This window comes from Companilactobacillus metriopterae, assembly GCF_002762335.1.
Classification (GTDB): Bacteria; Bacillota; Bacilli; order Lactobacillales; family Lactobacillaceae; genus Companilactobacillus; species Companilactobacillus metriopterae.
Window position 1 is genome coordinate 682,568 of the sequence record NZ_CP024610.1, and the last position, 13,693, is coordinate 696,260.

The window sequence follows — 13,693 nt, forward strand, 5'->3', positions numbered from 1 at the left end:
TATGTTAAAATATTCAATAAATTATAATGGGTTACTATGTGCGATTAAATGGAGGTTAGATATATGCTTGAAAGAGATGATACTCACAAATTTGAACTAGTCTCTAAATATTCTCCTGCTGGCGATCAAGGTCAAGCAATTGAAAAACTTGAAAAAGAATTTAGAGCTGGCGATAAAGAGATGATTTTAGAGGGTGCTACAGGTACTGGTAAAACATTTACTATGGCAAATATTATCAAGGATTTAAACAAGCCGACTTTAATTATTTCTCATAATAAAACTTTGGCCGGACAATTGTATGGAGAATTCAAAGAATTTTTCCCTAACAATGCAGTTGAGTATTTTGTCAGTTACTACGATTACTACCAACCAGAAGCATATGTGCCTTCAAGTGATACCTACATCGAAAAAGATTCTAGTATCAATGATGAGATTGATAAGTTACGACATGCGGCAACAAGTGCGTTACTTGAGAGAAATGATGTAATTATTGTTGCATCTGTTTCTTGTATATTTGGATTGGGTGATCCTAGAGAATATGCTGCAAGTGTTATTTCTTTAAAAGTTGGTCAAGAAATTAGTCGAGATAAATTACTAGAAGAATTAGTAACTAATCAATTTGAAAGAAATGATATCGATTTTCAACGTGGAAGATTTAGAGTACGCGGTGATATTGTCGATATTTTCCCAGCTTCACGAGATGACAATGCATATCGTATTGAATTTTTTGGTGACGAAATTGATCGTATTGTTGAAATGAATGCATTGACTGGTGAAGTTGCAGGTACTTTAAATCGTGTAGAAATCTTCCCGGCAACTCACTTTATGATCAATGAAGAAGTTATGGAAGCCGCTCTTGAGAGAATTCAAAAAGAGATGGAAGAACAAGTAGCATTGTTTACCAAAGAAGGTAAACTTCTGGAAGCACAACGTCTAAAACAAAGAACAGAATACGATATTGAGATGATGCGCGAAATGGGTTATACATCTGGTATTGAAAATTACTCTAGACATATGGAAGGCAGAGCTGAAGGCGAACCACCATATACGTTGCTAGACTTTTTCCCAGATGATTTTAATATCATGATTGATGAGTCCCATGTTACTATGCCTCAAATTAGAGGGATGTATAATGGTGATCGTGCCAGAAAACAAATGCTTGTAGATTATGGATTTAGATTACCTAGTGCGTTGGATAATAGACCATTGACTCTTGATGAATTTGAAACACATGTTAACCAAATTATGTATGTTTCTGCCACTCCTGGGCCTTACGAAATGGAACGTACTGACAAAGTTGCTGAACAAATCATTCGTCCTACTGGACTATTAGATCCTGAGATTGAAGTTCGACCAATTATGGGACAAATTGATGATCTTGTCGGTGAAATCAATGAACGTGTTGAAAAAAATGAACGTGTATTTGTAACAACTTTAACCAAGAAAATGGCTGAAGATTTAACAGATTATTTCAAAGATTTAGGAATTAAAGTCAAATATTTACACAGTGATATCAAAACACTTGAGCGTACAGAAATAATTCGTGATCTCCGATTAGGCAAGTTTGATGTTTTGATTGGTATCAATCTACTTAGAGAAGGTATCGATGTGCCAGAAGTTTCCTTGATAGCTATTTTGGATGCTGACAAGGAAGGTTTCTTGCGATCAGAGAGATCACTTGTTCAAATCATTGGACGTGCTGCGCGTAATTCTTCTGGTAAAGTAATCATGTATGCGGATAGCGTTACAGACTCTATGCAAGGTGCTATTGATAAAACCATGGATAGAAGAGAAAGACAGATGGCCTTTAATAAAGAACATGGTGTTACACCTACAACTATTATTAAACCAATCCGTGATGCTATTACTGCAGTTCAAAAAGTTGATAATACTGCTTCAGAAAGTGAAAGTATTATTCAAGATGATGTTAGCTTTGCAGATATGACTAAGAAAGAAAAACAAGAATTACTTGTTAATTTGAATGAACAAATGGAGAATGCCGCCAAGAAATTAGATTTCGAAGCTGCTGCCAATTTGAGAGATACTATTTTAGAATTAAAGGCGGAAATTGATTAATTATGTTAAATGACAAAATAATTATTCATGGCGCTAGAGAACATAATTTGAAAGATATTGATGTTACTATTCCACGTAATGAATTTGTGGTTGTTACAGGATTATCTGGATCTGGAAAAAGTTCTTTGGCGTTTGATACATTGTATGCCGAAGGTCAAAGACGATACGTCGAAAGTCTTTCATCATACGCACGACAATTTTTAGGTCAAATGGATAAACCAGATGTAGATTCTATTGATGGGTTAAGTCCATCTATTTCAATTGATCAAAAAACTACCTCAAAAAATCCTCGTTCTACGGTAGGTACAGTTACTGAAATCAATGATTACTTAAGATTATTGTGGGCTAGAGCTGGTACACCTATTTGTCCAAATGATGGGACTGAAATAACTAGCCAATCTGCTCAACAAATGGTTGATGAAATTATGAATCTTGAAGAAAAAACTAAGATTCAAGTTCTATCTCCAGTTGTTAGGGGTAAAAAAGGTCAACATAAAAAGCAATTAGAACAAATCAAAAAACAAGGCTATGTTCGTATCAGAGTTGATGGAGAAACAATGGACGTCAATGATGAAATTGAGTTAGATAAGAATAAAAAACATGATATCGATGTTGTTGTTGACCGCATTGTTGTTAGTGATTCAGTTCGTTCTAGATTATTTGATTCAGTTGAAGCTGCTCTAAGATTGTCAGATGGCTACATGAATGTCGATGTTATTGGTTCAGAACCAATGATATTTTCAGAGAATAATTCTTGTCCAAAATGTGGATTCACAGTTGGAGAAGTAGAGCCTAGATTGTTCTCATTTAATGCTCCTTTTGGTGCTTGTGAGGGATGTGACGGTCTTGGCGTTAAGTTAGAAGTAGATATTGATCTAGTAATTCAAGATGATACTCTTACCCTAAATGACGGTGTTATAGTGCCTTGGAATCCTATCAGTTCACAATATTATCCAGAAATGTTGGCACAATTTTGTAAAGAATTCAAAATCGATATGGATAAACCTTTTAAAAAGTTATCTGAAAAAGAAAAGAACATGATACTTTACGGTGCAGGAGACAAAACTTTCCATTTCCACTACGAAAATGATTTTGGTGGTGTTAGAGATGTGGACGTACCATTTGAAGGTGTGATTACAAATATTGATCGTCGTTATCACGAAACAAATAGTGATTTCGTAAGAGAAACTATGCGTAAATACATGACAGAGTTAAAATGTCCTGTTTGTAAAGGTAAGAGACTAAACGAAAAAGCCCTTGCTGTTAAAATTGATGGAAAAGATATTGCTGAAGTTTCAAGTTTCTCTATCAAGGAAGATATGCCTTTCTTTGACAATCTAACTTTAGGTGAACAAAAAACTGTTATCGCAAAACCAATATTAAAAGAAGTTAGAGATCGTATTAGCTTCTTGATCAACGTTGGTTTAGATTATCTAACACTCTCTCGTTCAGCTGGAACACTATCTGGTGGAGAAGCTCAGCGTATTCGCTTGGCAACACAAATAGGTTCTAATTTGTCAGGAGTTATGTATATCTTAGATGAACCATCTATCGGACTTCATCAAAGAGATAATGATCGATTGATTACTTCATTGAAACAGATGCGTGATCTTGGCAATACTTTGATTGTTGTTGAACATGATGAAGATACTATGTTGGCATCAGATTACTTAATAGATGTCGGACCAGGTGCAGGATCACATGGTGGAGAAATTATGGCAGCAGGAACACCTGAAGAAGTGAAAAATAATCCTAATTCATTAACGGGTAAGTATTTATCAGGTGAAAAATTTGTCCCAGTTCCATTAAAACGTCGTAAGGGGAATGGAGACAAAATTCAAATTACTGGAGCTTCAGAAAATAATTTGAAGAATTTAAAAGTTAACTTCCCGTTAGGTAAATTTATTTCAGTCACTGGTGTTTCTGGTTCAGGTAAATCTACATTAGTTAACATGATTCTAAAAAGAGCCTTAGCTCAGAAAATGAATAATAACTCAGAAAAACCTGGAAAGTATAAGTCTATTAAGGGATATGAAGGACTCGAAAAACTGATAGCGATTGATCAAAGTCCTATTGGTAGAACTCCTAGAAGTAATCCTGCTACTTATACTGGAGTATTTGATGACGTACGTGATTTATTTGCACAAACAAATGAAGCCAAATTACGTGGTTATAAAAAAGGTCGCTTCTCATTTAACGTTAAGGGCGGTCGTTGTGAAAACTGTCGTGGTGATGGAATTATCAAAATTGAGATGAATTTCTTGCCAGATGTTTATGTTCCTTGTGAAGTTTGTCATGGTACTAGATATAATTCAGAAACTTTAGAAGTAACTTATAAGGATAAAAATATCTCTGAAATTTTAGATATGAAAGTTGAAGATGCTTTAGAGTTCTTCAATACTATTCCAAAGATTAAACGTAAACTACAAACAATTGTTGATGTTGGATTAGGATATGTTGCACTTGGACAATCAGCGACACAATTGTCTGGTGGAGAAGCTCAACGTATGAAATTAGCTTCTGAATTATACAAAAAATCTAGCGGAAAAAACTTCTATATCTTAGATGAACCAACAACAGGTTTACATACTGATGATATAAAGAGACTGTTAGAGGTACTTCAAAGATTAGTTGATGAAGGTAATACTGTCTTGGTTATTGAACATAATTTGGACGTTATAAAATCTTCTGATTGGTTAATTGATTTAGGACCAGAAGGAGGAGATGGTGGTGGAACAATCATTGCTACCGGAACACCGGAACAAGTAGTTAAAGTAGACGAAAGTTATACTGGTAAGTACCTTGCTCCAATTTTGAAGCGTGATATTGAAAGAACAAAAAAGAGTAAATAAAAATAACCTCATTTCATAATAGAAATGAGGTTATTTTTTCTAAAAGACACACCAGGGTTGCTGTGTTATAATTAACAAATAATGAGAGGTGCAAACATGTCAAGAGAACCAATGAAACTAGTAGTTGTAACGGGAATGAGTGGCGCTGGTAAATCAGTAGCCATGAAGGCATTTGAAGATATGGGATACTTTTGTATCGATAATATGCCTCCAAACTTACTACCAAAATTTTGGGAACTAGTTTATGAATCAGGTAATATCAATAAAGTCGCCCTTGTTGTAGATATTCGTTCTAGAGATTTTTATGATGAAATTTTTTCAATGATTTCTAAAGTAGAAGCTGATGAAATTGAATTAGGTGAAGAAGTAGAAATGAAAATTCTATTTCTAGATTCATCTAATCAAGTATTGGTTTCAAGATACAAAGAAACCAGACGTAGTCATCCGCTAGCAGGTGAAGGTCGACTACTTGATGGAATAAATATGGAAAGAAAACTTCTTTCTGAATTAAAACACCGTGCTAGTGTCAGAATTGATACGAGTGATTTGTCTCCTAGAGAATTGCGTGAACAAATTTTTGAAAATTTCCAAAATAGTAATACAAAACCCACTTTTCAAATTCAAACAATGTCATTTGGGTTTAAATATGGTTTACCAATAGACGCTGATATTGTGATGGATGTGAGATTTTTAAAAAATCCATTTTATATCGATGAATTAAAAGCCAAAACTGGTCAAGATAAAGAAGTTTATGATTATGTTATGAACGCTGATGGAACTGAGAATTTTTATACTAAATTCTTTGATTTACTAAAGGATATAGTTCCTGGTTACAAAGCAGAAGGTAAGAGTAATCTGACAATTGCTATTGGTTGTACAGGTGGTCAACATCGCTCTGTAGCTATTACAGAACGCTTATCAAAAGATTTAGCTAAGTTAGGATATAACACCGATATATCACATCGTGATATGGAAAAATCTCAAAAGAAGGTAATTGAGCATGGCAACAAATAGAATTGTCCGAGTTGTAAAAGGACGTCGACCTAAAGTTGTTGTTATAGGTGGGGGAACAGGATTACCAGTTATTTTAAATAGTTTGAGGAATAAAGATGCTGAAATCACCGCTATTGTTACTGTGGCTGATGATGGAGGATCTTCAGGAATTATCCGAGACTATATTAATGTGGTTCCACCTGGGGATATTCGTAATGTTCTAGCATCTCTATCAGATTTACCAGATGTTGAACTTGATGTTTTTCAATATCGTTTCAAAAGTAATGACGACTTTTTTGCAGGTCACGCAATAGGTAATTTGATTATTGCTGCACTTACAGAAATGTCACCTAATATTTTTGATGCAGTTCAAGAGTTGTCAAAAATGATGAAGATAGATGGTCGAGTATTTCCAGCCAGTAATACTAAATTAACTTTGAATGCTGAATTCACTGATGGAAGTGTTATTTCTGGAGAACATGATATTACCCATTCTGGTAAGCATGTTAAGAGAGTTTGGGTTACCAACTCAGAAGAACCAGAAAAAGAACCAGAATCATTGTTACCTGTTATTGCATCAATTATGCAAGCAGACGTAATAGTTTTAGGACCAGGTAGTTTATTTACAAGCATTCTTCCTAATTTGATGATTAAAGAGTTAGGGGAAGCCATGCGTCAAACTTCTGCAGAAATAGTTTATGTTTGCAATATTATGACGCAAATTGGTGAAACAGAAGGCTTTACAGATGCTGACCATGTCCAAGTGATTAATGATCATTTAGGTGGTAATTACGTAGATACTGTTTTAGTTAATACGGCACCAATTCCAAATGATTACATGGATTTGAAAAAGTATGATGAGTATGTAAAACAAGTAGAAACAGATTACAAACGTCTTCGTGAAATGGGCTGTCGAGTTGTACAAGATAATTTCTTGTCGTTACACAATAAGGGAGCTTTCCATAACGGAGATAAAATAACAGAAGAAATATTAAACCTAGCTATGAGATCAGGTAATAGAAAAAATGAGGTGAGATCGTAGTGTCTTCATATGCAAGTGAAGTAAAGAAAGAATTAACAGGATTAGAAGTTCATCCGGAACATGCCAGAGTAGAGTTATCTGCATTGTTGCGCATGAATGGATCAGTCAGTTTACAAAATCATCATTTTGTTCTGACAGCAGTCACTGAAAATCCTGCTATTGCTCGAAGAATTTTTTCTTTAATCAAACAAAATTATGGTGTCGAATCAGAATTATTGGTTCGCAAGAAAATGAAATTAAAAAAGAACAATCAATATTTAGTAAGATTAAAATATGATACAGAACTTATTTTAAGCGATTTAGGTATTATTGATAAAAATAGTTTTGGAATTAATACAGACGTTCCAAAAGATATGTTGGAAGAAAAACAGCGTATGCGCTCATACCTTCGTGGTGCGTTTTTGGCTACAGGAAGTGTGAATAATCCTGAAACATCAAGATATCATTTAGAAATTTATTCATTATATGAATCACATAATGATGATATTGCTTCTATGATGAACAAATTTGGATTGAATGCTAAAACTACAAACAGACGTAATGGTTTCATTGTTTATTTGAAAGAAGCTGAAAAAATAGCAGAATTTTTGCAGTTAATCGGTGCAACGAATGCAATGTTAAAATTTGAAGATATCAGAATTGTTAGAGATATGAGAAATTCTGTGAATCGTCTTGTTAACTGCGAGAATGCTAATATAAATAAAACTGTTGAAGCTGCAGAAAAGCAAATTGACAATATCAAATTTTTACGCGATACAGTTGGTTTAGATTCTTTACCACAAAAATTAAAAGAAATTGCAATTTTAAGAATGGATAATCCTGAAGTTTCACTTAAGGAACTTGGGGATATGGTACCTAGTGGTGCTATTTCCAAGTCAGGTATTAATCATAGGTTAAGAAAACTAAATCAAATTGCAGAAGAAGCAAAAGTTTAAAAATATAAATAAAAAAGAGTCGTAAGTTTATACTTACGACTCTTTTTTATTTGAATAATTCCTTATTAAAATTGCAAAGCAACAACCGATTAATGCCAGAACAAAGAATGTAATAAACACATATTTATATTCAATTTGTCCTGAGTCTTCAGGCAAGTTAAAATTTTTATTTGTAGACGAAAGAATTATCGTTGCTAGACTTACGCCAAGAGATCCGAGGATTTGTCTGACGGTTGTAATTATTGCTGTTCCATGAGAGATTAAATTATTAGGTAATGAGTTACCACCTAGAGTAGTGGCAGGCATCATGACGAAAGCATTTCCCCCTTCAATTAAGCAGGCAATGATAATCATTTCTATAAAATTCTTGTTAGGTATTATTACCAGTGATAACCATCCTATGGTGATAATTATCATTCCTAGTAGTAATAAACGTTTGAATCCTAATGACTTGGCTAAACGTCCAGATATAGGATTTAAAATACTTAATAATATTGCGGGTGGAACTAGAGATAGACCTGAATTAAGAACACTCATGTGTAATACATTTTGATAATATAGTGGATAAATAATAGTAACTACAATTAAAGAAATATAAGAAAATCCAGTCAGTAGAACTGCTAAATCAAAATTTATATTTTTCATAACTTTTAAATCTAAAAGTGGTTGTGGAATTGTTAATTGACGGTGAATAAATAATGTCGATAGAACCAGACTGACAATTAAAATTGCAATTAGTTCAATATTTAAAGACATAGATGTTCCCGCTTGATTGATTACATACAATAATCCCACAATACCGATTAAACTAACAGTTGAGTATATATCAAATGTATAACTATGTTTTTCCGATACATCTGTAATGTAAAATAGTGAGCTGATAAAAATAATAATCATAATGATTAGAAAGAATGCAAAAAGTCCTTGCCAGGAAACAAACTTCAAAACAATTCCTGAGATAATAGGTCCAGATGCTAGTGCTGAACCCATGACTAAACCGGCAATACCCATAGTCCTTGCACGTTGATCTTTGGTTGTTATTTCAAGTAATACTGATTGAAATGAAGGGAATAAAATACCAACGGCTAGTGCCTCAAGAATTCTACCTAGCATCGCTACAGGAAAGTTTGGAGCGAGCATAATAATTACGGTACCAATTGAAAATATAGAAATAATTCCTAAGTATAGTTTTTTAAAAGAAACATTATTTAATAACCAAGGACTTATAGGCATTGTCAAACACATTACTAGCGTGAATCCTGTTGTTAGCCATTGAATAGTTGTTGGACCTACGTTGAAGTATTTCATCAAATTGGGATAGGCAGTTGAAAGCGATGACTGACTAATTGACATAGTAAATGTACCAGCTAAAAGTGTTATTATGAATGCCTTCCTGTTTACTATTCTGCTAGTTGTATTCATCTTAATTACCCCCTTATCTAGTTATAGATTAGGGCAGATAAAGTAAATTAACAAATAAATGAACTAAAAAATCCCAACATCAAAAATGTTGGGGTCAAAAATTATTTTTTGTTGATCATAATCTCATCGATTAAACCATAATCTTTTGCTTCTTGAGCAGTCATGTAGTTATCACGTTCAGTATCTTTTTGTAGTTTTTCGAAAGATTGACCAGAGTTGTCAGCTAAAATGTGATTTAGTTTTTCTCTAGTTTTTAAAATTTCTTTTGCTGCAATTTCGATTTCTGTTTGTTGACCTTGAACACCACCAAGAGGTTGGTGAATTAGGACAGTTGAGTTAGGAAGGGCAAATCTCTTACCCTTAGTACCAGCTGATAACAATACACTGGCCATTGAAGCAGCCATACCTGTGGCAATTGTTTGGATATCAGATTTTACAAAATTCATAGTATCCATAATTGCTAGACCAGATGTTACAGATCCACCAGGAGAGTTGATATAAATAGAAATATCCTTATCTGAATCTTGTGCATCTAAGAATAACAATTCTGCAATAACAGTATTTGCAAGTTGATCGTTAACCTCACCAGATAACATGATAATTCTGTCTTTTAAAAGTCTTGAATAAATATCATATGCACGTTCACCACGTGAGCTTTGTTCAATAACTGTAGGTACTAACATATGTTGCCTCCTAAAGTAAATTAGCACTCTAAATGCTATGGTGCTAATTTAGCACAATTATATTAATAGGTCAATTGATTTAGTCGTTAATTTGCTATGTGCCAACTATTAATGTATAGTGTACCTATGTAAGAATACAATCACATGTATTGATTCATTGGTCATGGTCGGCTAATGGGTTGCTTACAGCAAAAGTCTCTACTCTTTTGAGTAGGGGCTTTTTGTTTTTATTAGCCATAATTTATGCGTCACATGGGAGTCGAACCCACATTCCAAGAACCGGAATCTTGTGTGCTATCCATTACACTAATGACGCGAGTTTCTATAACATAAAAGATTATTACAAATAGATTGTTTAAAAGCAAAAAAATAATACAAAAAGTATCTAGTTATATTTATAATGAAAGCGTATTACAAAATACTCTTGGGGGAGAAAATATGACAGCACAAAGAAAAGGGATTATTGGTGGAATATCGATAATTGTATTAATTATGCTAATAGGTACATTTTATGATTGGCAAATATCGCAAGCATTAATTAATCAAAATTCATTAATTGGAACAATCTTTCAAGACTTTGGTCTTTGGCCACTTACTTTGGTAATTATTCTAAGTTCAATGGTTGTTGTGAATTATGAATTAAGGATATCGAATCAATCAACTTTAATCAGATTAATTGCGGCTTTAGGAGCACTGACATTAGGTGGTTGGGAATTATGGAGAGGGTATCTTAAAACAACTCTATACTATTCATTAGCATTGAAAGATAATTTAGACAAACATGCTCCAATAGCACAGGCCAATAGTGATGGTGGTAATTTACACTTATCATGGCTAGGTAACTTTTCAATTTGGATAATTATTTATCTAGTTATTATTGGTTTATCTCAAATTTGGTTATCACAAAAGAGCAGCTATCAAATGGACTACTTGTTAAAAGTTGCAATTGTTGCAACATTAGCATGTTTCCTTGCTGACAATGTTAATTCTGCCATGAAAACATATTGGGGAAGATGGCGTCCCTATGAATTAGCTGGAAATTCACAACATTTTACTATGTGGATATTTCCTAATGGAGCAGATAACCACTTGAGTTTTCCATCTGGTCATACAACAGCCGCAGCAGCTATTATGTTGTTACCAATGTTTGTTGATAGAAGTAACATAAAACTTCAAAAAATAACATTTTGGATTAGTTTGGCTTATTGCATAATCATGTGGTACACAAGAATTAGGGTAGGGGCACATTTTACAACTGATGCTACATCAGGATTGTGGATAACATGGTTGATTTTCTTCATTGTATTAAGTGTTACAAATATGCATCTTATATCTAAAGATAGTTATTCAATAAATTTATATAAATAAAAGGTTAGTCCTTGAAAAATAATCGAGATAAGTTATAATTTAGTTGTGCTCAAAAAGTGATTATTTTTCACAGGGCTTTTATTTTTTGACACAATGGGTCAGAAAAAGACACACAGGGGCAAAAATAGTCCCACGGAGATAAAAATGGCAGATAATGAAGAAATTGAATTGCTGGATTTAATTGCCCCAGACTTTGTTAAGACTCTGGAGAAGCGTTTCAAGATTCTTCAGACCATTTCATTGATGGAACCTGTCGGAAGAAGAATTTTAGCAGAAGATTTAGATTTGAGCGAAAGGTCACTGAGAACTGAGACTGAGCTTTTGAAAAATCAAGGATTGCTAATTTCTTCAAAATCAGGGATGTCTTTAACAGAAGAAGGTAAGAGAGTTTCTACACAACTAAGTAATGTTATTGCCGAATTTCAAGGAAGAACCATACTTGAAAGGCAGCTTAGTCAAAAGTTAGGAATTGAAAGATGTATAATCTTACCAGGAAATTCTGATAAACAGAGTCGCGTCGTAGATTCATTTGGTCGTCGATTGAATCAGCTACTAGGAGCATTGCTTCCTGCTGGAGATTCAATAATTTCTGTAACCGGTGGTTCCACCATGGCACAGGTTGCACAAAATTTATCACCAGATTTATCTAAAAATCGCGATTTGTTATTCTTACCAGCACGTGGTGGTGTTGGAGAATCAATGCAGATACAAGCTAATAATGTGTGTGCTGAGATGGCTGAAAAATCTCATGGTCATTACAGATCTTTGTACTTACCAGAGGACATCAGCGAAAATAGTTTTGAATCTTTGCAAAATGAGTCTTCAATTAAATCGATTCTTGATTTAATATATAAGAGTGATGTTGTTGTTCATAGTATTGGAACTGCAGCAGTCATGGCAAAGCGTAGAAACTTACCATCAAAAGATGCAGATGAAATCGTTACTAAGAAAGCGGTTGCTGAAGCATTTGGACATTTCTATGACCATAATGGTAAACTAGTATACAAGGTACCCAGAATTGGATTACACATTCGGGACCTTGATAATATCCCATATGTGATTGCTATAGCAGGTGGAGAATCAAAAGCCGAAGCTATTCAAGCATATATGAAAAATGCACCTAGTCACACTCAGTTAATAACTGACGAAGGTGCCTCAAAACTGATTTTAAGGGATAACCCTTAAAAATATTATTTTTGCTTTCCTGAAGGAGGAAATTTTCATGACTACAAAAGTTGGTATTAATGGATTTGGACGTATTGGTCGTCTTGCATTCCGTCGTATTTCAGAAGTTGCTTCAGATCTAGAAGTTGTTGCAATCAACGATTTGACATCACCTGCAATGCTTGCACACCTACTAAAATATGATACAGCTCATGGTAACTTTAAGGCTGACAGCATTTCAGCTACAGAAAACTCAATCATCGTTGATGGTAAAGAAATTCCTGTATACGCAGAAACAAATGCTGCTGACCTAAAATGGGTTGGAACAAACGGTGTTGACATCGTTCTTGAATGTACTGGTTTCTATACATCAGAAGAAAAAGCAAAAGCTCACTTAGACGCTGGTGCAAAACGTGTTCTTATCTCAGCTCCTGCTGGTAAGATGCCAACAGTTGTTTACGGTGTAAACGATGACGTTCTAACATCAGACGTAAGAATCGCTTCAGCTGGTTCATGTACAACAAACTGTCTTGCACCTCTAGCAAATGCCGTTAACAAAGAATTCGGTATCAAAGCTGGTACAATGACAACTGTTCACGCATACACAGCTACTCAAAAACTTCAAGATGGTCCTGATCGTGGTGGTAACCTACGTGCTGCACGTGCTGCTGCTGCTAACATCATTCCTCATTCAACTGGTGCTGCTAAGGCTCTTGGTATGGTTGTTCCTGAACTTCAAGGTAAACTTGATGGACATGCACAACGTGTACCAGTTATCACAGGTTCACTTACAGAACTTGTTGTTACTCTTGACAAAGAAGTTACAGCTGACGATGTAAACGCTGCTGTTAAGAAATATACAGAAAACAACCCATCATTCGGTTACAACGATGATGAAATTGTTTCATCTGATATTATCGGAACTTCATTTGGTTCAGTATTTGACCCAACACAAACACAAGTTGTTGGTTCAGGTGAAGGCCAAGTTGTTAAGGCTGTTGCATGGTATGATAACGAATCAGGTTTCACAGCTCAAATGGTTCGTACACTTCAAAAATTTGCTAGCTTAGACTAATTTTTAGTCATTTAGTGGCAATTTAAAACTTTTATTAAGTTTGAAATGGCGGAGGGAGGAAACTCCTTCCGCTTTTTTTTAGG

Annotated in this window: 10 protein-coding genes and 1 tRNA gene; 8 read left to right on the forward strand and 3 right to left on the reverse strand. The window is 34.3% G+C overall.

The window, feature by feature from the left end; all coding sequences use genetic code 11:
* Positions 1 to 63: 63 nt before the first annotated feature.
* The 5 genes from uvrB (at position 64) to whiA (ending at position 7,898) form a co-directional block, all read left to right on the forward strand.
* Entirely contained in the window at positions 64 to 2,076 is a 2,013-nt protein-coding gene (gene uvrB, locus CS873_RS03315; RefSeq protein WP_099974457.1) for an excinuclease ABC subunit UvrB, read from the forward strand.
* Between the two features lie 2 nt (positions 2,077 to 2,078).
* A complete protein-coding gene (uvrA, locus tag CS873_RS03320) occupies positions 2,079 to 4,928 on the forward strand; it encodes an excinuclease ABC subunit UvrA (protein WP_099974458.1) in 2,850 nt (949 codons plus the stop codon).
* A 96-nt stretch (positions 4,929 to 5,024) separates the two neighbouring features.
* Entirely contained in the window at positions 5,025 to 5,942 is a 918-nt protein-coding gene (gene rapZ / locus CS873_RS03325; protein WP_099974459.1) for an RNase adapter RapZ, read from the forward strand.
* Positions 5,923 to 6,963 carry a gluconeogenesis morphogenetic factor MgfK gene (locus tag CS873_RS03330; RefSeq protein ID WP_425435971.1) on the forward strand — a complete coding sequence of 347 codons (1,041 nt, stop codon included), beginning with the start codon at positions 5,923 to 5,925 and terminating at the stop codon, positions 6,961 to 6,963. Before rapZ ends, CS873_RS03330 begins: the two co-directional genes overlap by 20 nt.
* Positions 6,963 to 7,898 carry a DNA-binding protein WhiA gene (gene whiA, locus CS873_RS03335; RefSeq protein WP_099974461.1) on the forward strand — a complete coding sequence of 312 codons (936 nt, stop codon included), beginning with the start codon at positions 6,963 to 6,965 and terminating at the stop codon, positions 7,896 to 7,898. The genes CS873_RS03330 and whiA overlap by 1 nt, the downstream gene beginning before the upstream one ends.
* 33 nt (positions 7,899 to 7,931) lie before the next feature.
* On the opposite strand, the gene CS873_RS03340 is transcribed toward whiA, so the two are convergent.
* The 3 genes from CS873_RS03340 to CS873_RS03350 form a co-directional block, all read right to left on the reverse strand.
* On the reverse strand, positions 7,932 to 9,320 hold the full coding sequence (locus tag CS873_RS03340; RefSeq protein ID WP_099974462.1) for an MFS transporter: 1,389 nt from the start codon (positions 9,318 to 9,320) through the stop codon (positions 7,932 to 7,934).
* 101 nt (positions 9,321 to 9,421) lie between these two features.
* Positions 9,422 to 10,003, reverse strand: coding sequence for an ATP-dependent Clp endopeptidase proteolytic subunit ClpP (clpP, locus tag CS873_RS03345; protein ID WP_099974463.1), 582 nt, complete (start codon positions 10,001 to 10,003; stop codon positions 9,422 to 9,424).
* Between the two features lie 244 nt (positions 10,004 to 10,247).
* A tRNA-Arg gene (locus CS873_RS03350) sits at positions 10,248 to 10,319 on the reverse strand.
* 122 nt (positions 10,320 to 10,441) lie between these two features.
* On the opposite strand from CS873_RS03350, the gene CS873_RS03355 reads away from it, so the two are divergent.
* The 3 genes from CS873_RS03355 (at position 10,442) to gap (ending at position 13,610) form a co-directional block, all read left to right on the forward strand.
* Positions 10,442 to 11,371: a phosphatase PAP2 family protein gene (locus CS873_RS03355; protein WP_099974464.1), complete on the forward strand. Its 930-nt coding sequence runs from the start codon at positions 10,442 to 10,444 to the stop codon at positions 11,369 to 11,371.
* 144 nt (positions 11,372 to 11,515) lie between these two features.
* The gene (locus tag CS873_RS03360) at positions 11,516 to 12,556 is read left to right on the forward strand and encodes a sugar-binding transcriptional regulator (RefSeq protein ID WP_099974465.1); all 1,041 of its coding nucleotides are present in this window, start codon (positions 11,516 to 11,518) and stop codon (positions 12,554 to 12,556) included.
* Between the two features lie 37 nt (positions 12,557 to 12,593).
* The gene (gene gap, locus CS873_RS03365) at positions 12,594 to 13,610 is read left to right on the forward strand and encodes a type I glyceraldehyde-3-phosphate dehydrogenase (protein WP_099974466.1); all 1,017 of its coding nucleotides are present in this window, start codon (positions 12,594 to 12,596) and stop codon (positions 13,608 to 13,610) included.
* The last annotated feature ends 83 nt before the right edge of the window (positions 13,611 to 13,693 follow it).